Below are 26,397 nucleotides of genomic sequence, written 5' to 3' on the forward strand. Positions count from 1 at the left end.
TTGCAGTACCAGGTTGGCAAATGGGGTGTAAGCGTGGTATTGATGGGGGTACTAGCATAGTAGGTAGTATGCAAGGGGGCACAACTATGGGAAGAAAAAAACAGATAGAGCGGTTGGTACAGGAGTACTCTATGGCCTTGGACCCAGAAGGGTATGGCATGAGGGCAGGTCTGACCACCGAAGAAGTAGCCAAGGCTGTGGGGGCCTTGCGCAATAACGCAAGCAGAGATCTGAATGCCTTATGCAAGGAAGGCGTACTTCTAAAACAAAAAGGCAAACCGGTGCGATTTTTACACCGGGAAACGATGCTCATGAAATTGGGAACAGATAAGATTAGCGCCCTAAGAGCAAGAACGATTGAAAATACCAAAGAACGAGAGTGGTATGTCCATGCCAAGTCTCTAGACAGTGTCTTAGGGTCTAAAAACAGCCTTAAGAAACAGGTCGAGATGGCCAAAGCAGCCGTCATGTATCCACCACAAGGATTAAATACCATCTTGATTGGACCGACAGGGGTTGGTAAAACCGTCTTTGCGGAAAAGATGTATGACTTTGCTCTTGAAACCGGCATCATTGATCCCGAAGGAGAATTCGTTGCCTTCAACTGTGCCGACTATGCAAGCAACCAACAGTTGCTGTTAAGTCAGCTCTTTGGATATGTAAAAGGTGCCTTTACGGGTGCAGACCATGACAAGCCCGGTGTGATTGACCGAGCCGATGGCGGAGTACTGCTATTGGATGAAGTACACCGTTTGCCTCATGAAGGCCAAGAAATGCTCTTTTACCTCCTAGACAAGGGGGTCTACAGGAGACTAGGCGAAAGCAATATGAACCGCAAGGCCAAGGTATTCATGATTGCCGCAACCACGGAAAAACCGGAAGACTATCTGCTTCAGACCTTTTTACGCAGACTGCCGGTGGAAATTAGTATTCCGCCTATTTCCCAACGAACCATGGGCGAGAGGCTGGACATCGTGAGAGGATTCTTTCAAGATGAATCCAGAAAGACCGGACTGCCGATTCAGATTAGCAAAGAGGTGTTACAGGCTTTTCTAGCCTATCCCTGTCCGGGCAACATCGGTCAGCTAAAAGGCGACATCCAACTTTGCTGCGCCAAGGGCTATTTAGACCATCGCCGGCGCCGAACCAAGAACATCCAGATCCTCATGGAGGATCTGCCAGACAACATGATAGCCAGTCTGGTAAGCCAAGACCGAGGTGAACTTGAAAAGGCGAAAGGCATCTTTGATACGACCTTGCTGGTCGAACCAAGCCAAGAAATAAGCCACCTGCTTTCAAAATATGAGCAATCACTGGCCAAGGTATACGGACGCTTGGACCAATACTTTAAGAACCGCCAATTTAGTAGTGGCATAAGTGATACGGATGAGGATGCAGCAGAAAAAATCAGGGAAGTATTTTTGGACTTCTTTAGCCAGTTGAACTATGAAGGCTACAGCGAAAGTGATTTGCAAAATATTTTTGCAACAGACCTGTTGCAGGCAGTAGAACTTAGTTTGGGTCTTGCCAAGGAAAAATTTGACCTTACCAATGCTTCTGAAATCCTATTTGTACTGGGTGTACATTTGAGCTTTCTTCGACACGCCAACCTTCGGGATGAAAAACTGTATCCTTATTTGGAATCCATTATTTTCAGCGTGGAAGAATTGGAAAAAGCCAGATTCATTATCTCTGTTTTAAACCAAAACTTACCAGAGCATGTGGAAGAAGAAAACATCAAGCTTCTTGCCATGATGCTTAAGTATGTCCACAAGGAAAAAGGCACTGAAGATAAATCTTCGGTGGGACTCGTGCTTTTGGCGCAAGGAGAGCATGTAGCAGATGAGACCCTAGACCAGGCGGCCAAGCATATCGGGGTTCACATGGGCGTGGCTTTTTGTGCTAGTGAATACGCCAATGAAAAGGAACTGCTGCTAGAACTAGAAAATGCCGTAAGAAAGGCCAACCAGGGCCGAGGCGTCTTGCTTTTGGTAGACCAGGCGGAATTTGTAATCTTTGCTCAAATCATGACGGCACGAACGGGAATCTTGGTCAAAGCGGTAACCGGCATGGGAACGGGCATGGTGGTAGAAGCCATGCGTAGACTACTAATGATTCACCAAACACTAGACCAAACGGTGAAAGAACTAGAAACCATGAGCTGGCCCTTGAATGAAGACATCGTCTATGGAGTATCCGGAAAAGAAAGAGTACTCTTAATCGAAGCGGCGGGAGGCTTGCGGGAAGGCAGAAAACTTTGCCGTTGGTTTAATACACTCGATATCTTGAGAGCTTCAGACGTAAAAGCGGTAGCGGTCCGGCGGATTGATACCAGCATGGATCTAGGCTTTTCGCCAGAACTGATTCTAGGGGTGGTTAGCAGCCGGGAACTAAAATTAAAGGTACCCATCATTTCCTTTGAAGATATCGTCTATGGCAGCGGACTGAGTAAGCTGCAACGCCTATTAGATGGAGAAGAAGCCGGTACCGAGATGGTTGGAAGTCTCTTGTTCCGCGATGAGGTGGCGTTGGTAACCCTGCGACGTTTCCTCAGTTTTGCTGATCCCAGCAAGGTGTTTGAATTGCTGAAGTATATTGCAGATACCGTAACCAGGGCGTTTGGAATTCAACTAAGCGAGGGAACATACCTGCGTTTCATCATCCACTGCGGGTGTATGATTGAACGACTCTTTAAGGGGAACGAGCTACCCTGTAACGAAGTCGATGAGATTATCGGAAGAAACCAGAAGTTGTATGAAGAGCTGAAACGAGCCATGGTGACCGTGGAAGACAACTACGGCCTGGAAGTACCCGACAATGAGCTGGCCTATATTTTGGAATTGTTGGAAACTGATATAGTTGCAGGCTAATAAATGCTGATTTTCGTAAAGAAAAAAAGTAAAGACAAAATGTGTTGTAATGTGTGTTTTGGGTATGCTGAAACACCTAAAATTGAAACTAGTTGACTTGGGGTCGCGGATTATTTTAATCCGTGACCTTTATTTATTCCTAAAACCTTGTTTTCAGATATGCAATATGAGATACTTATTGTGATACAGATGGTGTTGGCACGCTTCTTGCATTATATATGGTTACGACGATAAATATAGTCTATAGAGTGAATGTATAAAATCAATTGTTATACAAGATGAGATTGAGTACTTTGACATCTAGATTCTTTCCTATCATTTTGCACTTTTGATTTTCGCAAGGCTTCCTTGATACACAAAAGCCTTGTGACCTATATTGGTTTGAATGATATTTGAGCAATACATTGACTATGGTGATAATGATAAGAAAGAGGTGATATCTTTGTATTTAGGAATTGATATAGGAACGAGTAGTGTAAAAGCAATTCTTACGGATGGGACGAAGAGATTTAAAGATAAGGAAGCATATTCTTTCATTGGCAATGATTGCCAACATCCGGTAGCAGCAGTAGAAACTGCGATTAAGAATTTAATAAAACGAATTATTAAAAATACGGATAGCGAAATCAAAGGGATCGGCATTTGCGGTCATGGACCTAGCGTTGTCTTTATAGATAAAGACGGTAAGCCTTTGACCGATATTGTTACTTGGCAGGATAAAAGAGCAGATGAAGAGGCGCTTTTTTTACGTCAAAAATTTCCTGGATTCATTAAGGATGCTACCTCGTATGAAGCCAAGGTTCTTTGGTTCTTTAAAAATCATCCCTCCTTGTTTGCTGCAGGGAACACGGTGCTTTACCCCAAAGACTACCTAGTCTATCTCTTATGTAATCGTAGAGTGATTGACCGCTCGGCTGCCTCCACGATTCCATTCTTTAATAGAAAAGAAAACAGTTGGGAATTCGATCGGATGGGGCTACCGAACCAGGTATTTCCGGACGTTGTGGAATCCACAGAAGTCGTAAGCCATACGGCAACGAAGTTCAGCAAAGACTGCGAATTAGCAGATGGCATCCCCGTCTATGGTGGTGGCATTGATGCTTTTTGTGAAATCGTTGGAGCTGGGGGAATTAACCCTGGAGACGTTGTTGAAGGCACGGGAACATCCACCTGCATTTCTTTTATGGTGGAAGAAGATGACCATGAAAGTCTACATGTCATGAAGGGCTTGTCTTTAATGATGAGAAGCGTATCCTATAGTGGAGGGTCCGTTAAATGGTGGAGAACAATCTGTGCAGAGAATAATTTATGCGAAGAATTAGTTGCTGGAGGGAAGATCACCCCTAGTGGCGTTATCTTTTTGCCATATCTGATGGGCGAAAGAAGTCCTATTTGGGATGAAAAAGCTTCGGGCGTATTCTTCGGCATGACGGATGAAACCGACCGCAGAGATATGTGGGTATCGGTTCTAGAGGGAGTCGCTTTTTCCTTAAGGCAGAATCTAGAAACCTTGAAAGACCGGCCGGTGGGCAATGAGATTCGCGCTGTCGGTGGTGGTGCCAACAACCTTGCTTGGCTACAAATTAAAGCGAATATTACAGGGAAAACATATTTGAAAATGAAGGAGCTAGACGCCGGCGCCCTAGGTGCAGCCTTATTATGTGCTATGGCGGATTGGGAGGGAGACCGAGACGAACTCGTTTCACAATGGATTGGTATTGACAAGGTAGTGAAACCGGATCTTTCTCTTCAGTCTCAGTACGACGGGCTATATGGAGTATACAAGAATTTATATCCAGTATTAAAAGAATCATTTCATACGCTAAAGAACATTCAAAAAGCATAAGGTTCGGAATGTGACAAATTATTACCAGAGCGACGCACGGAAAAAATGAACGGGAATATTTTAGCATGTTGGCAAAATACCCACCATGCTTTGATAGAGTTGTTTGCTTTTGCTTAATGGTTTAAGGAGGATGAGTATGAAGAATACCGCAAAGAAAGTACTTGCTATGCTGCTAGTTGTTATGCTTGCATTTTCAGTAGTAGGTTGTAACACTGCTGAAGAGCCTGCAGAAGAACCTGCCGAAGAGCCTGCTGAAGAGCCGATGGAAATGATCGGTGAAGGTCGCACCTTGGTTGTTGGCGTATGGGGCGGTCCTCAAGAGGATTTGATCAGAAACAATATCATTGGTCAATTTGAGGAAGAAACTGGCGCAACTGTAGAATTGGTACTCGGTGGAAGTAGTGACCGTTTTGCCAGACTCTACGCTGAAAAAGACAATCCAACTATGGATATTATGTATCTTGGTTTGGATCAAACCGTTCAGGCTGCAGCGGATGGCGTCATTACCGAGCCGAATCCAGAAACAGTTACTGAATATGCTAACTTGTATGAACAAGCAAAATCTCCGGGTGCTTACGGTGTTGCGTTCATGTCTATCGGTATCATGTACAACACTGAGATGGTAGAAACTGCTCCTACTGCATGGGCTGACCTATGGAAGCCTGAGTATGCAGGTAAAGTAGCTCCCTTTGTTTTCCCAGGTACCCAAGGTACTGCATTCTTAGCTATGGCAGCAAGAATCAATGGCGGAGACGAAGCAAACATGGATCCAGGTTTCGAAGCTTTGAAAGCCTTAAAACCTTTCCCAATGATCTTATCTGGTGTTGATGAAACCAACCTTGCTTTCCAAGAAGGCGACATTTGGTTTGCACCACAAATTCATGGCTATGTTTACCAGTACCAAGACGAAGGTGGCAAAGTTGACTTTGTACTTCCAGAAGAAGGCGCTCCTTTGGCAGTAAACTCAGCAGTTATTCCTGTTAATTCAGAAAATGCTGATTTAGCAGAAATCTTTATCAATATCCACTTGGGACAAGCTACTCAAGAAGCGTATGCTAAAGAATTGTACTATGCTCCAACAAACAAAACAGTAGTTCTTGATGACGCGCTTGCAGCTAAAATGCCGTACGGCGAAGAAGAAGTAGGGCAGTTACTAATGCTTGACAGTAAAGCTATTAGTGAACAAGCTACAGACTTGGCTGATCGCTGGAATAGAGAAATCATTGAATAAGTTTGATTCAGTGAAATACTATATCGGAGGAAAGCGCAAGCTTTCCTCCAATATCTTTCTAGGAGGATGTGCTATTGCTGTCAAAATTTTTTCACAATAAAAAGAATCTTATACCCGCATTTCTAATGTCTCCGGGAATGATTATTCTAACGATTGGATTTTTCATTCCGCTGATTATGTTGTTTGTTGTCAGCTTCTACCAAGGCGTGTCTGGTAGTGGAATTATGCTGAAAGAGGCTACCCTCGACAACTACATCAACTTTATGGACCCGTATTATGCCACGATTATTTTCAGAACTTTTAAAATCGCTCTATTCACAAGTATTGCATCATTAATACTGGGCTATCCGGTCGCAATGATGATCTCCAAAAGTACTGAAAAAATGAAAACCATACTGCTGGCTGTTGTGCTAACCCCACTTTTAACGAATGTGGTTGCCAGAACACTCGGACTGATGATTATTTTAGGAAAACACGGTCCCATCAATCAGCTGTTGGGACTATTCAATATAGCACCTGTCAAATTTATCCCTGGTGAGCTGGGTATTGTGGTCGGCCTGACCCAAGTATTTATGCCCTACATGATTCTTTCAATCAGTGGTATTTTGGGCAATATTGATTTTTCATTAGAAGAAGCTGCAAGAGATTTGGGTTGCTCCAGGATGGGCGCTTTTTGGAAGGTAATCTTCCCTCTAAGTATGCCTGGTATTGTGGCTGGTAGTCTATTCGTTTTCTTGTTAAGTTTTAGTTCTTTCGTTACACCACGTTTGCTGGGTGGCGGCAAGGTAATGGTTATCACCATGCTTATTTACCAGCAGGCAATGCAACTGATTAACTGGCCGTTTGCGGCTGCTGCTTCATTTGTATTGCTATTCTTTAGCACTATCATGATTACGCTCTACTCAAAAGCAACAGCGAGCACGAACGTAGTTGGCGTTGCTAAAAATATTGATAGTAAAAGTAGAACACACAAATTAAGAGCATTTAAAAGGAAAATAGGAGATGGAGTATACAATCGGAAAGCTAGTATTGCACGAAGCATTTCGAGTCATACACAAAAAATCGAATTCGCAGAATCATTTAAAACAATTGTACAATCTATTGGAAAAGTCCTTCTTAAGAGTTGGAAGGTTATCATAGTATTATTTATTGTTTTGCCTTTGCCTTTGGTTATTCTAAGCTCTTTTTCTGCAACAAGTATCATTACTTTTCCACCAACAGGCTTTTCGCTCCAATGGTATAAAGGACTTGTTGAAAGAACAGAATACGTAAAATCTTTCTTCCTAAGCTTGAGACTGGCCTTGCTTTCAGTGGTAATATCCTTAAGCGTAGGAACCTTAGCATCGCTCGCCTTGGCGCGTTACGATTTTAAGGGAAAAGAATTTATTCGTTCCGTCTTTCTTTCACCCTTGTCACTGCCGGCTGTTATTGTTGGTATTGCCTTGTTGCGTTTTCTTGCTTACATCCAATGGGTGGCTACCTTCCAAGGACTTATGCTTGCGCATTTGGTTCTAACGACGGCCTATGTTGTAAGAACAGTTTCTGCAAGTCTGATTGGTTTTGATTTATCGATAGAAGAAGCCGCTAGAGATTTAGGGGCCAGCGCTTTTTACACCTTACGAAAGATTACATTGCCCATCATTAAACCGGGACTGATTGTAGCAGGGATTTTCGCATTTATTGTTTCTTTTGATGAGACGACGGTAAGCATATTTATTACTGGAGGTAGAACGATTACTCTGCCTGTACGCATCTTTTCCCAGTTGGAATATGGCCTAGACCCAACGGTCACAGCTGTTTCCAGTTTGCTTATATTGATGTCTGTCACTGCACTACTTCTCATCGGCAAAGTATTTGGATTGGAAAAATTCAGTATTAAATAGGAAAAGATAAGTTAGGGGGATAATAAATGTCAAAGGTAGATATCAAGAATATAACAAAATACTATGGTGATGTATTGGCAGTAGACAATGTCTCCATAGAAATTGAAAAAGGTGAATTAATTGGTCTTCTAGGACCGAGTGGCTGTGGTAAAACGACCCTGCTGCGCGTCATGTCGGGTTTCTTGAAACCCAATGGCGGTTCAATCTTCATGGGTGGGAACGATGTTACGGAACTGCCGCCTGAAAAAAGACCTACTTCTTTGGTATTCCAAAACTATGCCTTGTTTCCGCATTTAACCGTTTTTGAAAACATTGCATTTGGACTAAAGGTTAAAAAAGTTCCGATGGAGCAAATCCGTAAGGATGTCAAAGAAATTCTAAAGGTGATCGACCTTGAAGGAATTGAAGACCGCTCCGTTAGCCAACTTTCCGGTGGACAGCAACAAAGAATTGCCCTAGCCCGTGGCTTGGTGATGAAACCGGAAGTGCTCCTCTTGGATGAACCCTTGTGCAACTTGGACGCTAAACTTAGGGTTGAGACCAGGGACCATATTAAGAGAATTCAACAAAGCTTGGGCATTACATCTGTTTTTGTTACACACGACCAAGAGGAAGCGTTGAGTATTTGCGACCGCATCGTCATCATGAAAGACGGCAAGGTACTTCAAATTGGTACTCCAGAAGAAATTTATGGAAAACCGACTTCGAAATTTGCAGCAGACTTCATTGGTAAATCCAACCTATTGAATGGTAAAATAGATCAAGACGAGAAAGATTTGAATGCTTTTGTTCTCGAATCGGGACAAAAAGTTCTTGTTGAGAATAAGGATGCCTATTCTGGTAATGGAAATGTACTGATTAGACCAGAAAACATCTCAATATCAAACGAAGCGAAAACGGATGCTTCCGTTAACTGTCTTGAAGGCGAGGTTGACTACATTACCTATTTGGGCGAAGTAACCTACTACCGTGTTGCCATTTCCAAAGGGGTGCAAATCTTAACCTCGATATATGGCAAATGTGAACGATCTTGGAAGGTTGGCAGCAAGGTATTCATATCTTGGAACCCATCAGATGCCTTATTGATTAAAGAGTAGAAAAATGCAAACGAGATGCAGGTTTGCTTGACAAGTTGGAACTGATATAACTTTAGAGTAAGATGACATAAAGAAAAAGTCAGTTATTGGACTGCAAACTTGTGTATCAAAATGTGTGTAAATACTATCGCGAGATTACAAATGTATAGGACAAATGACCAAAATGACGCGACAAAATCCTTGTTGCGTCATTTATTTAACGATTCAATCTGCCAAAAGTTGTTGGTTGGATACATAAGATGATACGAAAAATTGGCACGAAACTTGCATATATATACTAGTGGAAGTTAATTTTTTTAAAAATCTAGGAAAGGAGGATGAATAGGACATATGATTGGTTTTCTAGTTGTTACTCATGGCAGATTCGGAAGCGCGCTCATCGAATCAGCAGAACTCATTCTAGGTAAGCAAGAAGCATATAAGAGCATAGGGATCGCCCTCGGAGATTCAGTGGACGAATTGAGAGAACAAATTGTTCTTTCGGCCAAAGAACTGGAACAGGGTCAAGGCGTCGTAGTATTCACTGATGTATTGGGCGGATCCACTAGTACTTCAGCAGCCATGGCTCTTCGTGACCAGGACTGTGCCTGTATTACCGGGGTGAACTTGCCGATGCTCTTGGAAGCATTCATGGGGCAAGACACAGATACTAAAGATGAATTAGTAGCGAAATGTGTCGAAGCTGGCAAAGAAGGCATATTGGATCTAAAGAAGCATTTGAACGAAGCTTGATTGGAGGAAAAAATGAATATTCAGTTATTTCGTATTGACGACCGGCTTATCCACGGGCAGGTCATGACCGCTTGGTCCAAAGTGACCAAGGCGGAACGCATTTTCATCGTGGACGACCTAGTGGTCAAAGACGAGTTTATGTGTAAAATCATGAAAATGGCTGCTCCCAAAGGTATGGATGTGGAGATTTACAACATTGAGGACGGTGCCAAAGCTATTCTAGACATCGCGGACGAGAAACCAAGTATCGTTCTGATGAAGGTTCCTCAAACAGCAAAAGAGCTGCTTGAGCGAGGCGTAGTCATGGAAGAACTGAACGTGGGCGGCATGGGAGCAGGTCCAGGTAGGAAGAAATTGTACAAGAACATCTCCGCTTCTGAAGAGGAGAAAGAGACTCTACGGTCTTTGTCCGAGAAGGGTGTAAAGATCGAATTTAGAATCGTACCTGATGATAAGGGAATTCCCTTATCTAAAGTGATTAAATAATTTAGGAGGCAGAATATGGAAATATGGCAAGCAGTATGTATCGCACTGTTGTACTACATCTCAGACAGCCCCTGGCCTGTCGGCGTAGGTTATTACGTTATACAAAGACCTTTGGTCGCAGGTTTTCTTACTGGTCTAGTTCTAGGCATGCCGGTTGAAGGAACAATCATCGGCGCAACCATGAACTTGATCTACCTTGGCCACATCACAGCTGGTGGAACCATGCCTGGCGATATGGCTTTGGCTGGCTACCTTGGCACTGGACTTGCTCTTGCAGCAGGACTTGACGTGAATGCAGCCTTGGCATTGGCTGTTCCCCTAGGCCTTTTGGGCACCATCGTTTGGTTTACCAGAATGAGTGTTGACTCAATCTTCGTTCACTGGGCAGACAAATACGCTGAAGAAGGCGACATTGCAAAAGTAGGCTTAATGAACTGGGTTCCAGGTCAAACGCTATTATTAGTTATTAAGGTTCCTGCAGTTATTATCGCAGCTGTATACGGACCAGACCTAGTTTCTGCAGCAATCGCTTTTGTAGGTGACAACGTTCTTCACGCATTAATCGTTGCCGGTGGTATGTTGCCAGCACTAGGTATTGCGCTTAACTTACGTAGTATCTTGAAAAAAGCAACTATTCCTTACTTCATCGTTGGTTTCGCTTTGGTAGCTTACTTAGGTCTAGATATCATTGGCGTTGCTTTGTTTGGTGTTGTTATGGCAGCAGTTAGCATGCAGTTCATGAAAAAGAATGAAGGAGGAGAAGGCCTTGTCTAAACCAGAAAAACAACTAACGAAAAAAGATCTACGCAAAGCATTTTGGACTTGGCAGTTCTTTTCACATGCCAACTACAACTATGAGCGTCTGCAAGCGGGTGCTTTTGCCCACGCTATGGGACCAATCATTAAAAAGCTTTATGACACAAAAGAAGATACTGTTGCAGCTTTGAAACGTCACTTGGTATTCTTTAACACTGCACCAAACTGGGGCGCAGTAATCCATGGTATCGTAATTGCTATGGAAGAAAAAAGAGCCAATGGCGCTGAAATTAGCGACGAAGCAATCAACTCTGTTAAGACTGGTCTTATGGGTCCCTTGGCTGGACTTGGTGACACCCTGACACAAGGTACGATTATTCCCTTGCTGTTGGCCATCGGTATCAGTTTTGGTGTTGAAGGTAGTGTATTCGGACCGTTGTTCTTCCTGATCGTCTGCCCAGCAGTTCTAGTATCTATTGCATACACCATGTGGATGCGCGGTTACTACTCTGGTAAAGACGCTGTAGAAAGCATGCTGAGCAGTGGACGTTTGAACGAGATTATCTCAGCCGCTGGTATACTTGGTTGTGCCGTAATCGGTGCCTTGATTGGTCAGTTCGTAACCTTCAGTACTGTATTCGTAGTGAATGTGGGACAAACTGCAATTAACTTGCAAGCTGATGTATTTGACCCCATTATGCCTAAACTGTTACCTCTATTGTTAACAGTAGGCCTTTACAAACTACTGGATCGCGGTAAAAGCCCAACCTTCCTTATGGTTGCTATTATCGTAGTTTCCTTTATCGGTACCTTCTTGGGTATCCTGTAGTTGTACTGATTCGAACCCGGTTCTGCCGGGTTCGAATCACCCTTTTAACGTTAGCATAAAATGAATCATTCTATGGGAGTAGAAACCAGATAGTAACAAGATAAAATGGTACAGATGTGACAAGGACAAAACAAGGCTTTACTTGTTGCAAAAGATACACCAAGACGTGTGGCAGCTTCATATAATGGAAGCATACACTTTTTGGCTCGTTCAAAATTATGCCGTTGCTGTTCTAAACGAAGGAATGGTATATCACTGGATGTGGTTGCAAAATGGCAAAAGCAGGCTCTGCCTGTGACATTCATACTGTATAAAAGATTAGTGCAAGATTGCCAAGTTCAAGCTAGCACCATGTAATATGCACAAGCAGTCTCTTGGACCGAGCAAAGGGTACTTGATTGGTCATTTTGTGAAATAAATGACAAAGGCCAAATTTTTGCCATCTGATCTTAGAATTACTTTGAGTGAAAAGAGTTTTAAAGCTCACTTATTTAGGCATATTTGTGCTTGAACTGAAGGTAGGGAGAAAACGATGAAAATTCAATTCGTAAATAAGATGACATGGGAGCAAATTGATAAGGTTAATAAAGAGAAAGCAATTTGCATTCTACCCATCGGCTCACTAGAGCAACACGGGAAACATTTGCCAGTGGGAACCGATAATATAATTTTAGAAAAGTCACTTGAAAATCTTGGACCGATTGCCTCTCATCCAGACCGAGAAGTGCTGATTTATCCATATGTTGAGTATGGCAGCAGCGTTGAACATATGCGCTTTCCCGGAACTGTTTCTTTGAAACTGAAGACCTTGATGTCGATCGTAGAAGATATTGTAGAAGTAATCGTTAAAACTGGATTCAAGAATATTATGCTGATGAATTCTCATGGTGGTAATGCCTCTCTTTTACAGGCGATGACACAAGAATTTAGATACCAATATGATATTAATATGTTCGATGCCCATTATTGGGGTTCCGACTTTTTCAAATTTGCGGACGAATATATTGATGCCAGCTTCAAAGATGAGTGCCATGCTGGCGAAGTTGAAACATCTCTGCTTATGCATTGGACACCCGAACTGGTTCATATGGAAAATGCTACTACGGAAGAGTTAAGTGAAACAGCAAAGTTCTTCCACTACAATCACGGATGGTTGTCCAGCGATGTTTCAAAATCGGGCATCATTGGCAATGCAACAAAATCCACACCGGAAAAAGGCAAAGTGATTGCTGAAAAAATGGAAGAGAAGCTGGCTGGTATATTAGAAGAGATTGCAGAAGTTTTGGATAAACAAGATAGTGCAGCTAAACAAAGTAGATAACATCGCTAGACTGGAAAGGAAGAGTATTCAATCCCAGTTTAACGGGTTAATTATCCCACATAGCCTATATGGATAATAAATTGCTTGGGTGAAATGCTATGTTTTCGCCTGATACAAACACAAGGAGAATAAATTATGAAAACTAGAATGAACAGAATTTTCAGAGAAGATGGTAGAACTTTCATCTTAGCTATGGACCATGGTACTGGCTTGGAAGTACTTCCTGCATTGAACAACACTGGCGCCATCATCAAAGAAGCTAGAGAAAACGGCGTTGACGCTTTGATTTGTACTTATGGTATCCAAAAAAACTATTCCAAAGAAATCGGCAAAGTAGCAACCATCGTACGTGTTGATGGCGGCCCAACCAACTTGGGACCTGAAGGCGTTTACACGAGAGACTTGTTGGAAGTAAAAGAAGCTCTTCGCTTGGGTGCTGACGGCGTTGTATGCATGGGCTTCCCTGGCTCACCGGATGAAGTAAATTCTATGAAACAACTGGAAAGCTTTATTGCCCAAGGTGAAGAATGGAATGTTCCTGTAGTAGCTGAAATGTTGCCTATGGGTTGGAATGGTAGCGAATGGTCACCAGAACGTCTTACTTTCGTATCTCGCGTAGGTGCTGAATACGGCGCTGACATTGTTAAGACTCAATACACTGGCGACAAAGAAAGCTTTAAAAAATTAGTAGACGGTTGTTATGTACCAGTCGTTATTTTAGGCGGCCCAGGAGGCGGAGCTGAGCGTGAGCTATTGACTGCCATTCGTGACAGCTTAGATGCAGGTGGTTCTGGTGTAGCAATCGGAAGATCTATCTGGAAACATGAAAATCCAGGCGCATACTGCAGAGCAATCGCTAAAGTAGTACACGAAGATGCATCTGTTGACGAAGCAATGAAAGAATTCGAGTAGGAGGATACTATGGAAACAATGAAAGCTGGAGCCATCCTGGAAGTAAATAAAGCAGAAGTAGTCAATATTGAAAAACCTGTTCCAGGCAAAGGCGAAGTATTAGTAAAAATTAGAGCATGTGCTTTATGTACCTTTGAGCAACGTGCCTTTAACGGCGTAAAAGCATTCCCAATGCCTTATTTGGGCGGTCATGAATTAGCAGGAGAAATCGCTGAAGTTGGCGAAGGCGTACTGCCAAAATGGACTGTAGGCACAAAAGTGGCTGTAAGAACCATTACTTCATGTGGACAATGTGATTTCTGCCACATGGGTGAAGACACCATGTGTACTGAAGTAGGTAAAGCTGGACGTCAAGTGAAGGAAATGGACGGTATTGGTGGATTGGCTGAGTACTTCTTGGCTACTCCTGGCATGCTGTATCCTCTCAAAGAAGACCTGCCGTTTGAAATTGCTGCTTTAACGGAGCCTTTGGCTTGTGTTATCCACAGTATTGACCAAGCTGACATTGATCTTGGCGATACCGTTGTAATCATCGGTGCAGGTATCATGGGACTGTTACACTTACAACTGGCTCACCTGCAAGGTGCTAGAGCAGTCGTAGTTGAAGTAGATGAAGCTAGACGTAAAAAAGCTATGGACATGGGCGCAAGTGCTACCATCGATCCTTTGTCAACGGATATGGTCGAGTTTGTAAAAGACTATACGGATGGCCGCGGCGCAGACGTAGTAATCTGTACTCCAGCTATTTCAAAATTGGCTGAAGATAGCGTAGCTATGGTATCTAAACTTGGACACGTTGTACTTTATGGATCATTCCATCCTGATACACCGATTTCCTTGAGCCCGAACAACATTCACTACTCACAAATTCGCCTAACTGGCGCAGTGAACCCAGGAAGCAAAGATTTCCTCAGAGCAACTAGAATGATCAACACTGGAATCATTGATTTGAACCACTATGTTGATGCTACATTCCCTCTAGATGAAATTCAAAAAGCATACGAAACATCCGTTGAACCTGGCCGCTACCGTGTAGTAGTTACAATGGAATAGGTGATAACATGATGCAACGAGAGTTCACGATTATCAATAAAGTAGGTCTCCATGCTAGACCAGCAGCCAAATTCGTGCAGTTTTGCAAGAAGGCAGGCGGCAAGATTACGGTAGCTAAGGGAGACAAAGAAGTGAATGCCACCAGCATTACAAGTGTAATGCAGATGGGCGTGCATGCGTCAGATACCATTGTAGTCCGAGTTGAGGCCGATACCAAAGAGCAAGAAGAAAAGACTTTGGACGGACTTGGTGAGTTGGTAGAGAACCGTTTCGGCGAACAAGAATAGGGAGGTTTCTCATGTCAACCATTTTAAAGGGAACCGGCATATCCGGTGAACTGGCAATCGGTAGCTTACGCGTTGAAAAGCAGGGAACAAGTGTTTCTGAACAAAAAATTTCAGCGTCCGATATCGAGGAGCATGAGAAAAGATTTCATGCGGCTAGTGATCAGGCGGACGTGGAACTTACCAAGCTTTACGATGAAATGATGGAAGAAGGCAGAAGCCAAGAAGCTGAAATCATCGAGGTACAGCAAGAATTCTTACAAGATCCAGCAATTGTTGATGCCATACTTGGGCGAATCAATAAGGACCTAAATAATGTAGAACTTGCTGTCTACCAAGGGCTCGAAGAGAACATTGCCGTTTTCGAGCAGATGGATGATGCCTATTTTCAACAGCGTTCGTTGGATTTGAAGGACTTGAGAAGTCGTCTCCTTAGAATATTGTCTGGTGAGGCTGAACAAGTCTATGGTGATAAAGAAGTCATCGTAGCTTGCAATGAACTCTACCCGGCGATGGTGCTTGGAGCGAAGAAGAAACGGATTGTTGGCTTTATTGTGGAACAAGGTGCTATGACGTCGCACGCATCCATATTAGCCAAGGCCCTGGATCTTCCGCTATTAATCCATGTTGAAGGTGCTGTGGAGGCTTTTGAAGTTGGCGATACCTTGGTATTGGACATTGCCAAACAAGAAGTTTATGGCGAACTTAGTTCAGACGAATTAGCGGGCTACCGTGAAAAACTGGAAGAAGTAGAGCAAGAAAAAATCAGACTCCAAAAATACAGACAGATGGAAGCAAGAAGCAAAGATGGAGTCAGAGTAGAATTGGCAGCGAATATTGTATCTGTCGAGGAAGTAGAAGCTGTACTCGAGAACAAAGCGGATGGCATTGGCCTATTTCGCACTGAGTTTCTCTATATGCAGTCCTCTAAACTTCCTAGCGAAGAAGAACAGTTTGCAGCCTATAGACAGGTTGTGGAAAGAATGGCCCCCCATCCAGTAATCATTCGAACACTGGATATTGGTGGCGATAAACATGCAGACTGCCTGAACCTTCAAACGGAGGATAATCCCTTCATGGGCTACAGGGCAATCCGTATCTGCTTAAATGAAAAAGCACTTTTCATGACCCAAATCAGAGCCATATTACGAGCTAGCCATTACGGCAAGGCGCGTTTGATGATTCCTATGGTTGTGGCCAGGGAAGAAATTGAACAAACTAGAGAATTGGTGGAACAGGCGAAAGAACAGTTGAGAAGCGTAGGTTTTCCATTCGATGAAGAATTGGAAATTGGCATCATGGCAGAAACACCGGCCAGTGTAGTATGTTTGCCAGATTGGTTGGACATCGTAGATTTTGTCAGCATTGGAACCAACGACCTTACGCAGTATATGCTTGCTGTTGATAGAACCAATCCTCAGCTCCAATCCTATTATAACTATGGCAACAAGGCCGTATTAAGAGCCATCAAGATGATTTGCGATGCGGGTGCAGAGCAAGATACCTGGGTTGGTGTATGCGGTGAGATGGCATCAGAAAAAGATTGGGTGCCCTTCTTAGTAGGATGTGGCGTAAAAGAGCTTTCCGTTGGTGCAGGACGCATCAATATGGTGAAAGAAATATTACAAAAATATACAATAGCAGAATGTAAAGACATCGTGAGACAACATCTAGGCGATCGATAAGAAGTAAAGTGTAACGCGCATCCAATGAAAGGATGCGCGTTATTTTTTATCACAAATGGGCTAAATCCATGTGAACAGCCTAGGCAAACACCCAAATTACGCTTCTAGCAGGAACTTCATTGCAAGAGGAACCTAACATCATGGTATAATTAAAGAATCAATCCAATTGGAGCACTGCCGTCCGATTGTGGGTGCAATCAACGGAGCTAGCAGTAGAAATGAATTTGGAGGAAATGCGATGAAACCTGTAGTACTATATGGAACGTCTCCAGTAAGCCAGATGGTCTTTCTGGATGCAAAAGAACAGGAAGATTTCCAGATTGTTGCGGCCACCCAAAAAAGGGAGGACAGAAACAATGATACCTTTTTCGACATACCCCTACTTGATTTTCATACCATAACCAAGGAGTATCCGCCCGAAGACTACGATATGCTACTCGCCATATCCCATATCACTGAAATCCGCTATCGCCAAAGACTATTTGAAACGATCAAGCAAATGGGCTATACCATGCGAAACTATATCAGCCCAAGAGCTGACGTAAAAGATACAAGCAATTGGGGAGAAAACAATATTGTGATGGCCGGTGCGCACGTTGGCGTCAACGGAATCCTGGGGGACAACAACCTGATTCGCCAGAATACCTATTTGGGTCACAACTTCATAGTGGGTGACAACAATGTAATCAGCCCCGGATGCTGCATCGCTGGTGACGTCGTCGTGAAAGATGGATGTTATTTCGGTTTAAATGCAACCGTGGTAGATTACTTGACTGTGGAAACCGAGACGCTAGTGGGTGCGGGTGCCGTCGTCATTAAGAATACGGAGCCCTATTCAACCAATGTGGGCAATCCCAGTAGAGTCATTGCCTACCATTCAGAAAAAGGCGTTCAGGTGGTGCCCAGACATGGATAAAATTATTGTGAATTTTGCACCAACAGGACTTATACCCGGAAAAAAAGAGAATCCCCATACCCCAATATCTGTTTCAGAAATCACCGAAGAAGTGCTAATGGCCTATGAAATGGGAATTAGCATGGTCCATCTGCATGCGAGGGATGAAAAGAGTGGAGCACCCTGCTACAAGATGGAAACCTATGCCAAAATCATTGAGAATATTCGAAAAGATGCTCCTGACCTAGTCATCGGTGTATCCACCAGTGGCCGTTTTTTCTCCGATATTGCGAAGCGTATGGAGGTTTTGGAACTTACCGGTAGGCAAAAGCCAGATATGGCGAGCTTAACTCTAAGTTCTCTTAATTTTAACAAGCAAGAAAGTGTGAACAGTCCTGAACATATCCAAATGCTGGCCCAAGGCATGAAAAAGCGCCAGATTAAACCTGAACTAGAAGCGTTTGATACCGGCATGATTAACTATGCCAAGTATCTGGCCAAAAAGGGTTGGATTGAACCACCCTACTATTTTAATCTCATTTTTGGAAATATCGCCTGTGCCCAGGCCGATCTTTTACATACAGCAGTCATGATCAATGAGCTTCCGGATGAATCCTTCTATTCTCTAGGCGGCGTAGGCAATGCACAGCTTAAAATGAACTCTTTAGGCATTGCCATGGGATGTGGCATACGAATCGGTATGGAGGATAACTATTGGTATGACGCCAACAGAAGGGTCTTAGCGACCAATCGTATGCTACTTCAGCGCATTCACAGTATTGCCAAGGCCAATGAGAGAACCCTTATGTCTCCATCTGAATTGCGCTTGGCCTTGGGTCTTAAAAAGGGCTATGGTGAGTATGGAAAAAAATACTAGCCCAGTAACGCTTGAAAAAGGGGAAGCCTAATAGTTCGATTAGGGGAAAAGAGAGTGTCATGAAGAGAGTGGCGCATGTAATCGGCCAGATGGGTATTGGTGGGGTCGAAACTGTCTTACTGAATCTTTATCGGAAGCTAGATAAAGAAGCAATTCAGTTTGATTTCATCGTGCACAAAAAAGAAGAACAAGCCTATGACCAGGAAATCTTAGGGCTGGGTGGACATATTTACTATGTTTGTCCAAAGAAGAAAAATTTGTACCTGAATTTGAAACAGACGACAGAAATACTAAAAGGCTATGACGCAGTGCATATCCACCTATCTAGTGCCATTGGAGTTTTAGATGGTTTATGCGCTATGAAGGCGGGGGTTAGAGTGCGGATCCTACATACCCACAACAGTAGCTCCAAAGGCCTACTGCGCAGGTGGGGAAACTGGCTCCTAAAACCCTTGGTACCCCTGGTTGCAACAGACCTGCTAGCCTGTTCAAACAATTCGGCCCGCTATATGTTTCCCAAACGAGTTCTTACGTTTGACAACTACCACATCCTGAACAATGGCATAGATACGGCGCGCTTTGCCTACAACCCATTCATCCGTGAAGAAACCCGTAGCAGTTTAGGCATTGTGGGTTGTCCTACCGTGGTGCAGGTTGGTCGCCTTTGTGCGGCAAAAAATTACGGATTTACCTTGGAAGCCTTTGCAGAGACCAAGAAAAAACTACCGGAGGCCGTGCTACTGCTAGTCGGAGATGGTCCCTTCATGGAAGACCTGAAAAGAAGGGTGAAAGAGCTGGGGCTATCTGGCGCAGTATATTTTTTGGGAATCCGACGAGATGTAAACCAGTTGCTCTTTGCAGCAGATCTATTTGTTATGCCTTCAGTATATGAAGGGTTTCCCGGAGCAGGTGTTGAAGCCCAAGCTTCCGGCATAAAGTGCCTTTTTTCAGACCGGGTGACGGAGTCAATCTGCTTGATACCAGAAAACTGCGAGAGGCTTTCCATCGATGGAAAAGCAGAAATTTGGAGTGAGAAGATGACTCGCATTTTAGGGGATGGATACGAAAGACAGGACCAAAGCAGGCGTGTGCGAGAGGCCGGATACGATATAGGAGATATTTGCACAGAATTGGTTAAGATTTACGACTAGGCTGGTCTGAAAGGGGTTTTTTCTATCCATGACGCATGACAATTATGAAAAAGTACTCACTAGATATATACGAGTAAGAGATCTAAAAAAATATGAAGAAGATTGGAATAGCTTGTTTGATGCCAATCCAGATCTGAGTCCGTACCAATCCTTTCGATTTAATACGATAGCGCAGCAATTTTCTCCGTTTAGTCCCAGACGCATCCTCTTGGAGCCAATATTTTTTCTATTCTACAATTCCAAGGGAGTTTGTCGCCTGATTGCGCCCCTGTATAAAGGTAGGGGGTGGAAGAAACATACGGTCCGACTTTTTACAGATGGCATGCCGGCAGGTTACTCGGACTTTATCTATCCAGCTGACCTTAGCCTAGAAGAGTTTGGTACAGCGATTGAAATCATCAACAGGGAGCTGAAAAGTCCCACTTTTATGTTTAACAAAATTAATGAAACCAGTCGCTTGAATGCCTTTTTGCAAGAGGGTGATTTCAACTTGAAGAAGGTTGACCGAAGCCTTTGCTACCAAATTCCACTAGAAGAGTCCTTTGCCAGCTACTGGCAAGGACTCAGCAAGAATACACGTCAGAACATACGGACCAGTAAAAATAAGCTCATGCGAGAAAGATATACTTGGGAACTTGAGTTACATCAAGAAAAAGGACTATCTAGGCATATTCAGAAGCGGATTATGCCAATATATATTAAGAGATATTTTGAACGGGAAGGCAGGAGCTTGCGCATGGTCTTACTTGCTTTATCCAAACGGTTTTTGAATCCCATTACCTGGGCACTAAAAACATCAGAGCATTCCTTCTGTGCCATTTTAAACATTAATAAGAAACCTGCTGCCTTTTTGGCGGGCTTTGCACGAGACAATGGCCGCCTTGTGATTCCAATGTTGGCCATAGACAGTGACTGGGAGAAATTTAGCCCAGGTGGAATCCTGATTACAGAACTTATGGAAAGGCTACATGAGCTGAAAGGGTACACCAGTTTGGATCTGTCCCGAGGCGGGGAAGCGTATAAGAAACGCTACGGTGGTATACAACATTACAATTTCAGCTATGAGTTTACTCTAGAAGATAGATGAGGTGAAATTTGGACTGGAAAATTCTAAAAAAAGAACTTAGATACCATAGTGCAAGAATGGCTGCGCGACTATTGAGTGAGCGCTCCTTTCTAAGCTTCAAGTGTTTTGTGAGAAACAATACATGGCCAGACTGGGAGAATCCTAAGACCATCAATGACAAACTACGGTGGTTGATGCTCTATTACCGTGAAGAGAAGCTACATCAATTTGCGGATAAGTATTTGGTCCGGAACTATGTTCGAAGTAGAATAGGGAAAAAATATCTGACCGAGCTGCATGGGGTCTTTGAGGGAGTCGAACAAATAGATTTCGCGACCTTGCCGGACCAGTTTGTATTGAAAACCAATCATGGGTCGGGTTGGAACATAGTCTGTCTAGATAAAAGCAAGTTTGATGAAAAAAAGGCTAGAAGGCAATTAAATCGGTGGATGAAACGTGATTACTGGGCTCATACTGGTGAATGGGCTTACAAGGATATTCCGCGACTGATTCTGTGGGAACAGTTTCTTTGTGATCCCCTGCAAGGAAATCTACCTCGAGACTATAAGATTCATTGCTTTAGCGGTATACCTAGGTTTATCCAAGTCTTTGAGGATATGGATACGGAACTGAGACGTTCTATTTACGATTGCGACTGGAATCCATCCTCGATTAGTGAGGGACTAGCAGAATGTAAAGAAGAGATTGAAAAGCCCCAAAATTTGGAAGAAATGCTCTGGGTTGCAAGGCAACTCTCACAAGGCCTTCCCTACGTTCGAATCGATTTGTACTGCATTGAAGATAAAATATATTTTGGTGAGATGACCCTAAATCATGATGCGGCAAGCTCACGATACAAGACAGAGGAAATGGCGATCCAAATTGGCTCTTGGTTGGAACTACCCGAAAAGAGCAAATTGGAAAAGGAAATGAGCCCTTGCCCGAATTTTGTTGGAAAGTGGTATTCAAAAGTCATAGCCAAGTTGACAATAGGCGGACGATTTGATGAAGTGGACTAGGACATGAATGGTTGAAAGCACAGGAGTGCGGTAAGGATAAAAGATGAATACTTGGGTAAAAAAGATATACGATAGATCGCCCTACCAGGTGAAACGACAGATGGCAAACCTTGAGGCCTACCGGCGGATTCGTGTGAGGCGAGGTGGGGACTACCAGGCAGACTACCAGTCATTGGACCTGCTTGAGATGCTTCAAGAAAACCAAGAGGAAAAGCAACTTCTTCTTTTAAATGAACTGCTATCGTATATAGGTAAGAATATTCCATACTACCAGGAAAAAGACATACCAAAGCAAGTAGAATACTTGTCGAAGTTATCTGACCTGCCCATCATGAATAAAGAAATCTTACGCGGCGAAAGTGTGCGGTTAATCAATGAAAACCACAGGTCAGCTCTTTGGAAGGGGTGGACCAGCGGGTCCACCGGTAGTAGTTTGCATTACCACCGGGATAAGCATTCTATGCGGTATGAATATGCCTTGTATGAGCGATTATATGAGTTTGCCTGCCAGCAGGAAAACCCCATTCGCGCTCGCCTTTCCAATGTGGTCATCGCTAAACCGGGTGCCAAGCCACCCTATTGGTTTTATCTTCGAGCGATGCGCCAGTTGCAGTGCTCCACCGACCATATTGAACCATCAACAGCAGCCCTCTATTTGGAGGCACTAGCAAGATACGGGGTAGTACTGGGAACGGGTTACACCTATTCTTGGCTTAGATTGGCAGAGGGCGTTTTAAACCTGAAGGAGAGGTCTAATCCACTAAAAGCGATTGTGACAGACAGCGAAGGCATTACCTTGTCCCAGAAAAAGGTGGTAGAGGAGGCTTTTTCTTGTCCGGTCTACCAGACCTATGGAAGTAGTGAACTAGGTATGGTGGCGGTGCAGTGCGAAAAAGGGCACTACCATCTGCTGGATAGAATCCATGTGGAAGTAGTGGACTCGCAAGGACGAGTCCTACCATATGGGGAAGAAGGAGAAATAGTAGTCACCGATTTAAGATCCTTTGATGCTCCGTTTTTACGGTACCGTTCTGGCGATTTGGGCATCTTGGAAAAAGACGGTTGTGGCTGCAAGTGGAAGGGACCTTATCTTTCCAGCATAGCAGGTCGTGTGGAAGACTATGTGGTGACGTCTAAAGGAGTTCGCATGACCAGAGTCAACCGAATCGTAAAAGGTGTTGAGGGCATTAAGGCTATGCAGATTGTCCAGGATAAGCCGGGTCAACTGCATGTTAGAGTGATTCCGGATGAGCACTTTTGTCCAGAAGAAATGAAAAAGATGCATAAAAAGGGCGAGAGCTTTATGGGAAAAATCGATTTTTCCTGGGAACTTGTGGAGACCTTGGAGACAACGGCTTCTGGCAAGGTGCGCTACCTGATTCGCAATTTTGAAGCTTGATGGAGGAGAGGATACAATGAGAAGAAAAGATAGAGAAATGGGCCGAGAATTTGGTCTAGCGGTAATTGATAAGGCAGAATTTGTGGTGATGTCTATGGTGGATCACGAGGGAAATCCCTATGGGGTGCCCTTGTCTGTAGTGAGGGTTGACAATATGGTCTATCTCCATGGGGCGAGAAGTGGCAAAAAGATGGACTGTTTGAAAAACCAGTCATCCGTCCATCTTACCTTTGTGGGAGAGGTGAAGCGCGAAAAACCAATCAGTGATACGAAACTGGCAGAAGCGAGAGAAGAAGGAAAGCTAAGGAGCCTGGTGAGCAAAATGTTCACTACTGAATTTGAATCAGCAATGGTTTGGGGAACTGCTGAATTTGTAGAAGACGATGCTGAAAAGAGAAAGGCCTTAGAAGCTCTATCCATAAAGTATTCCCAAGCAAGCATGCCTTTCTTTGACATGGCCATGGAAGAATCACTAACGGTGACACAGGTTATTAGGGTAGAGGTAAAGAATCTGACTGCGAAACGAAAAAAATATGACGAAGCAGGTGAAGAAATGAAATGGGGCAGGATGGACCCTTGTGGCAAATAAGAAGAAGCAATTTATTTTTTTTGTAGAGCATAGACAGGACAAAGATTACTACAAGCAAAATCATTGGGAAAACGTACATCTAGAATAGTAAAAAGGGGCGCGCAGAAAGCCTCAAAGGATTCTTGTTCTACATATGATATGGGGTAGGGGGTTATTGAACTCATAAGCTCTTGGTATTCATCACTTGTGATGATTCCTGCTTCAAAAAGGGCGAGCAATTCTCTGCAGTATATTTCAGTATTGACAGAACCTAGATTAGCATCTTGCCATAAAATCTGCAGATAGAAGGAAGATGTCCGGAATATGGGTTGACTAGGATGATTTGCTCTATGCCATGCCACTACTTCCGAAGGATTACCAAAGGGATTGGTATTGGCTATCTGGATGCGCAAAAAGGCGTACCCACCAGGTAACAGCAAATCGTGAATACTGTTTAGGAAGTCATCGTATTGGTGGAGTGAAACCATGGATGTTGAACCGTCACCTAGGACGTAATTAAACTTTTCCGCTTGACCAGTGGATAGCCAATTACACTGTAGGAAGGACTCTTTCGGGTGCTGCCTGCAAAGTGTAGAAAAACTGTAGTAATGTTCATGCTTTAGGTCAAGACAACATACTGAGGAAGCATATTTTGCTCCTAGGCTTCGCAATTCAGGCGTGGAACCCAAGATGCCCCAATCTTTGTTGGAAGAAACATAGTCACCAATATACCCTTCATAAATAGCAAGCATCTGTTTGGAAGGGCGCACGGGTGGTTTTATGTTTTCCCAAGCTTTCGCGCAACTGTCTAGTGTTAGGATTTTTTTGGAATCAATCAATTGTTTTCTCCTTATATCTTAGGACTAGGCCAAAGTGGTGCCAAGGGCAGTTGAAAGTATGCTTAATGAAGACGAGTTGTAGGAAAATAATATATAGAACCGCAAAAGACGGGGATAGCCAGAAGATATTGATGCTAGTTGGGACTTGACCCAGAACCGCTTACTGCAAGAAATACTGTAAAAAATCTATCTTGGTGTGATGGATATTTCAATATTTGCTAGGTATACTAATAATTAATTGTAACTTTTAACTTATGATAATACAAGAAGATAGCATACTGTATCGGCTCAATAGAGGCATAGCTTGTCTGGAAACTGCATTTTTGGAAGAATTCAGGGGTATGTGGGTAGCCAGTATTCAGCTAGATTTTTCGTGAAGTATATAATCTCTACATACAAGTTACTGCTGCTTCAAAAGGAGGACGCATGTTCCATTTAAAGAAAAGACAGGCTGGACTACTGAAATCTTGGTTAGCATATCACTTCCCGATCGTTAGAACCTTGTGGAAGAAAAAGAAGGATAAAGATATCCCCTTAGAGCCGGCAGAAAAAATTCGCTTGCATTTTGATGCTAAAGATATGCCCCAGGTTGGTTTGGTCGAGGAAATGCGAGGCCGTGGCCTGCTTAGCTTTTGGCCTAAATACCAACGCTTTTTGGAAAACTCTGCGATTCCCTACAAGATGATTTATATGGACCGCTCGGATTGGATGGAACAAATTAAGGGTCTAGATATTCTAATCTGGCGGACACCGGCATCGCCAGCTTCTCTCAAGGCAGCCAAAGATAAAATGTATGCCATAGAAGAGTATTATGGGATTACGACGATTCCCTCCTACCGGGATCTTTGGCTCTATGAAGAAAAAATCAATCAATACTATACCCTAAAGACCCTGGGCCTTCCGGTTGTTGAGACCTTTATAAGCCATGACCAAGAAGAAATCTTGGCTCATCTGCAAGAGATAGAGTATCCCGTGGTTTGGAAAACCAACCAAGGATTTTGCTCGCTGGGTGTTTTTCTTTTGAAAAACAAGAGACAGGCAAATAGATTGGTTCGCAAGGTCTTCGGAAAAGGACTCAATACTTTTTGGGGTTACCACAAACAAAAGAACTATGTCTACCTTCAAAAGTATGTAAAAGACTGTGGCAAGGATATACGAATTGTGGCAATTGGAGAGTATTATTTTGGCCTACTACGTGAGCCGGATAAGGGAGATTTTAGAGCCTCTGGCGCAGGACATCTCCTCTGGGGAGCTATGCCGGAGGATGCCTTGCAATTGGCCCGTGAGGTCCAGCATAGGCTGAAAGCCGATAGTATTGTGGTAGATATGATTCGTTGTCCTAAAACACAAAAATTAGGCATCATTGAAACCTCCTTGTTTATCGGTGCGGTATCACAGGTTGGTCTAATGATCGATGGAAAACCAGGATGCTATCAGTACCAAGACGGTCTGTTTGAATTTAAAGAAGGATGTTTCTGGATTCAAGAGCTTACGGTCATGGAAAAGTTTAAGTCATGGGCCAAAGCAAAGAACATCTCTTACCAAACTGTAATAGAATAAGGGCAGAATAAAAGCACTCCAAGATTGGAGTGCTTTTG

23 protein-coding genes are annotated in these 26,397 nt (G+C 43.4%); 22 read left to right on the forward strand and 1 reads right to left on the reverse strand.

All coding sequences use genetic code 11. The annotated features are described in order from the left end of the window. The first annotated feature begins 86 nt into the window (after positions 1-86). From JR334_11225 to JR334_11325, 21 genes are all read left to right on the forward strand, one after another. A complete protein-coding gene (locus JR334_11225) occupies positions 87-2,870 on the forward strand; it encodes a sigma 54-interacting transcriptional regulator (GenBank protein QRN85501.1) in 2,784 nt (927 codons plus the stop codon). A gap of 442 nt (positions 2,871-3,312) precedes the next feature. After that, positions 3,313-4,716, forward strand: a complete 1,404-nt coding sequence (locus JR334_11230; protein QRN85502.1) for a hypothetical protein — start codon at positions 3,313-3,315, stop codon at positions 4,714-4,716. Between the two features lie 136 nt (positions 4,717-4,852). After that, positions 4,853-5,947, forward strand: coding sequence for an extracellular solute-binding protein (locus JR334_11235; GenBank protein QRN85503.1), 1,095 nt, complete (start codon positions 4,853-4,855; stop codon positions 5,945-5,947). A 74-nt stretch (positions 5,948-6,021) separates the two neighbouring features. Next, positions 6,022-7,830 carry an ABC transporter permease subunit gene (locus tag JR334_11240; GenBank protein ID QRN85504.1) on the forward strand — a complete coding sequence of 603 codons (1,809 nt, stop codon included), beginning with the start codon at positions 6,022-6,024 and terminating at the stop codon, positions 7,828-7,830. Positions 7,831-7,856: 26 nt separating this feature from the next. Then, positions 7,857-8,927, forward strand: a complete 1,071-nt coding sequence (locus JR334_11245; GenBank protein ID QRN85505.1) for an ABC transporter ATP-binding protein — start codon at positions 7,857-7,859, stop codon at positions 8,925-8,927. A gap of 330 nt (positions 8,928-9,257) precedes the next feature. After that, positions 9,258-9,659: a PTS sugar transporter subunit IIA gene (locus JR334_11250; protein QRN85506.1), complete on the forward strand. Its 402-nt coding sequence runs from the start codon at positions 9,258-9,260 to the stop codon at positions 9,657-9,659. Positions 9,660-9,671: 12 nt separating this feature from the next. Continuing rightward, positions 9,672-10,145: a PTS sugar transporter subunit IIB gene (locus JR334_11255; GenBank protein QRN85507.1), complete on the forward strand. Its 474-nt coding sequence runs from the start codon at positions 9,672-9,674 to the stop codon at positions 10,143-10,145. 15 nt (positions 10,146-10,160) lie between these two features. Further along, positions 10,161-10,919 carry a PTS sugar transporter subunit IIC gene (locus JR334_11260; GenBank protein ID QRN85508.1) on the forward strand — a complete coding sequence of 253 codons (759 nt, stop codon included), beginning with the start codon at positions 10,161-10,163 and terminating at the stop codon, positions 10,917-10,919. Next, complete coding sequence (locus tag JR334_11265; protein ID QRN85509.1) at positions 10,894-11,730, forward strand: PTS system mannose/fructose/sorbose family transporter subunit IID; 837 nt, start codon at positions 10,894-10,896, stop codon at positions 11,728-11,730. The genes JR334_11260 and JR334_11265 overlap by 26 nt, the downstream gene beginning before the upstream one ends. A 532-nt stretch (positions 11,731-12,262) precedes the next feature. After that, the gene (locus JR334_11270; protein ID QRN85510.1) at positions 12,263-13,051 is read left to right on the forward strand and encodes a creatininase family protein; all 789 of its coding nucleotides are present in this window, start codon (positions 12,263-12,265) and stop codon (positions 13,049-13,051) included. 135 nt (positions 13,052-13,186) lie between these two features. Beyond that, the gene (locus JR334_11275; GenBank protein QRN85511.1) at positions 13,187-13,963 is read left to right on the forward strand and encodes a hypothetical protein; all 777 of its coding nucleotides are present in this window, start codon (positions 13,187-13,189) and stop codon (positions 13,961-13,963) included. A 9-nt stretch (positions 13,964-13,972) separates the two neighbouring features. Further along, complete coding sequence (locus JR334_11280) at positions 13,973-15,016, forward strand: alcohol dehydrogenase catalytic domain-containing protein (protein ID QRN85512.1); 1,044 nt, start codon at positions 13,973-13,975, stop codon at positions 15,014-15,016. Positions 15,017-15,024: 8 nt separating this feature from the next. After that, positions 15,025-15,303: an HPr family phosphocarrier protein gene (locus JR334_11285; GenBank protein QRN85513.1), complete on the forward strand. Its 279-nt coding sequence runs from the start codon at positions 15,025-15,027 to the stop codon at positions 15,301-15,303. A gap of 11 nt (positions 15,304-15,314) precedes the next feature. Further along, complete coding sequence (ptsP, locus tag JR334_11290) at positions 15,315-16,985, forward strand: phosphoenolpyruvate--protein phosphotransferase (GenBank protein QRN85514.1); 1,671 nt, start codon at positions 15,315-15,317, stop codon at positions 16,983-16,985. A 238-nt stretch (positions 16,986-17,223) separates the two neighbouring features. Next, positions 17,224-17,901: a hypothetical protein gene (locus tag JR334_11295; GenBank protein ID QRN85515.1), complete on the forward strand. Its 678-nt coding sequence runs from the start codon at positions 17,224-17,226 to the stop codon at positions 17,899-17,901. Next, a complete protein-coding gene (locus JR334_11300) occupies positions 17,894-18,757 on the forward strand; it encodes a 3-keto-5-aminohexanoate cleavage protein (protein QRN85516.1) in 864 nt (287 codons plus the stop codon). Before JR334_11295 ends, JR334_11300 begins: the two co-directional genes overlap by 8 nt. A 59-nt stretch (positions 18,758-18,816) precedes the next feature. Then, entirely contained in the window at positions 18,817-19,908 is a 1,092-nt protein-coding gene (locus tag JR334_11305; protein QRN85517.1) for a glycosyltransferase, read from the forward strand. A 28-nt stretch (positions 19,909-19,936) separates the two neighbouring features. Then, the gene (locus tag JR334_11310) at positions 19,937-20,995 is read left to right on the forward strand and encodes a GNAT family N-acetyltransferase (protein QRN85518.1); all 1,059 of its coding nucleotides are present in this window, start codon (positions 19,937-19,939) and stop codon (positions 20,993-20,995) included. Between the two features lie 8 nt (positions 20,996-21,003). After that, the gene (locus tag JR334_11315) at positions 21,004-21,993 is read left to right on the forward strand and encodes a glycosyl transferase (GenBank protein ID QRN85519.1); all 990 of its coding nucleotides are present in this window, start codon (positions 21,004-21,006) and stop codon (positions 21,991-21,993) included. Between the two features lie 100 nt (positions 21,994-22,093). Continuing rightward, positions 22,094-23,392, forward strand: a complete 1,299-nt coding sequence (locus JR334_11320) for a phenylacetate--CoA ligase family protein (GenBank protein ID QRN85520.1) — start codon at positions 22,094-22,096, stop codon at positions 23,390-23,392. Between the two features lie 16 nt (positions 23,393-23,408). Next, complete coding sequence (locus JR334_11325; GenBank protein ID QRN85521.1) at positions 23,409-23,981, forward strand: pyridoxamine 5'-phosphate oxidase family protein; 573 nt, start codon at positions 23,409-23,411, stop codon at positions 23,979-23,981. An 11-nt stretch (positions 23,982-23,992) separates the two neighbouring features. On the opposite strand, the gene JR334_11330 is transcribed toward JR334_11325, so the two are convergent. Continuing rightward, complete coding sequence (locus JR334_11330) at positions 23,993-24,799, reverse strand: hypothetical protein (protein ID QRN85522.1); 807 nt, start codon at positions 24,797-24,799, stop codon at positions 23,993-23,995. A 426-nt stretch (positions 24,800-25,225) separates the two neighbouring features. Between JR334_11330 and JR334_11335 the strand changes: the two genes are divergently transcribed. After that, a complete protein-coding gene (locus JR334_11335; GenBank protein ID QRN85523.1) occupies positions 25,226-26,359 on the forward strand; it encodes a hypothetical protein in 1,134 nt (377 codons plus the stop codon). The last annotated feature ends 38 nt before the right edge of the window (positions 26,360-26,397 follow it).

The organism is Clostridia bacterium (assembly GCA_016887505.1).
Taxonomy (GTDB): domain Bacteria; phylum Bacillota; class TC1; order TC1; family UBA5767; genus UBA5767.

What these genes read in the sequence shown, in the direction of transcription:
- JR334_11305 (QRN85517.1), top strand. Translation starts at nt 18,817, where the DNA reads ATGAAGAGAGTGGCGCATGTAATCGGCCAGATGGGTATTGGTGGGGTC.
- JR334_11320 (QRN85520.1), top strand. Translation starts at nt 22,094, where the DNA reads ATGGCAAACCTTGAGGCCTACCGGCGGATTCGTGTGAGGCGAGGTGGG.
- JR334_11325 (QRN85521.1), top strand. Translation starts at nt 23,409, where the DNA reads ATGAGAAGAAAAGATAGAGAAATGGGCCGAGAATTTGGTCTAGCGGTA.
- JR334_11335 (QRN85523.1), top strand. Translation starts at nt 25,226, where the DNA reads ATGTTCCATTTAAAGAAAAGACAGGCTGGACTACTGAAATCTTGGTTA.
- JR334_11265 (QRN85509.1), top strand. Translation starts at nt 10,894, where the DNA reads ATGAAGGAGGAGAAGGCCTTGTCTAAACCAGAAAAACAACTAACGAAA.
- JR334_11260 (QRN85508.1), top strand. Translation starts at nt 10,161, where the DNA reads ATGGAAATATGGCAAGCAGTATGTATCGCACTGTTGTACTACATCTCA.
- JR334_11235 (QRN85503.1), top strand. Translation starts at nt 4,853, where the DNA reads ATGAAGAATACCGCAAAGAAAGTACTTGCTATGCTGCTAGTTGTTATG.
- JR334_11255 (QRN85507.1), top strand. Translation starts at nt 9,672, where the DNA reads ATGAATATTCAGTTATTTCGTATTGACGACCGGCTTATCCACGGGCAG.
- JR334_11280 (QRN85512.1), top strand. Translation starts at nt 13,973, where the DNA reads ATGGAAACAATGAAAGCTGGAGCCATCCTGGAAGTAAATAAAGCAGAA.
- JR334_11285 (QRN85513.1), top strand. Translation starts at nt 15,025, where the DNA reads ATGATGCAACGAGAGTTCACGATTATCAATAAAGTAGGTCTCCATGCT.
- ptsP (QRN85514.1), top strand. Translation starts at nt 15,315, where the DNA reads ATGTCAACCATTTTAAAGGGAACCGGCATATCCGGTGAACTGGCAATC.
- JR334_11310 (QRN85518.1), top strand. Translation starts at nt 19,937, where the DNA reads ATGACGCATGACAATTATGAAAAAGTACTCACTAGATATATACGAGTA.
- JR334_11225 (QRN85501.1), top strand. Translation starts at nt 87, where the DNA reads ATGGGAAGAAAAAAACAGATAGAGCGGTTGGTACAGGAGTACTCTATG.
- JR334_11300 (QRN85516.1), top strand. Translation starts at nt 17,894, where the DNA reads ATGGATAAAATTATTGTGAATTTTGCACCAACAGGACTTATACCCGGA.
- JR334_11275 (QRN85511.1), top strand. Translation starts at nt 13,187, where the DNA reads ATGAAAACTAGAATGAACAGAATTTTCAGAGAAGATGGTAGAACTTTC.
- JR334_11250 (QRN85506.1), top strand. Translation starts at nt 9,258, where the DNA reads ATGATTGGTTTTCTAGTTGTTACTCATGGCAGATTCGGAAGCGCGCTC.
- JR334_11270 (QRN85510.1), top strand. Translation starts at nt 12,263, where the DNA reads ATGAAAATTCAATTCGTAAATAAGATGACATGGGAGCAAATTGATAAG.
- JR334_11245 (QRN85505.1), top strand. Translation starts at nt 7,857, where the DNA reads ATGTCAAAGGTAGATATCAAGAATATAACAAAATACTATGGTGATGTA.
- JR334_11295 (QRN85515.1), top strand. Translation starts at nt 17,224, where the DNA reads ATGAAACCTGTAGTACTATATGGAACGTCTCCAGTAAGCCAGATGGTC.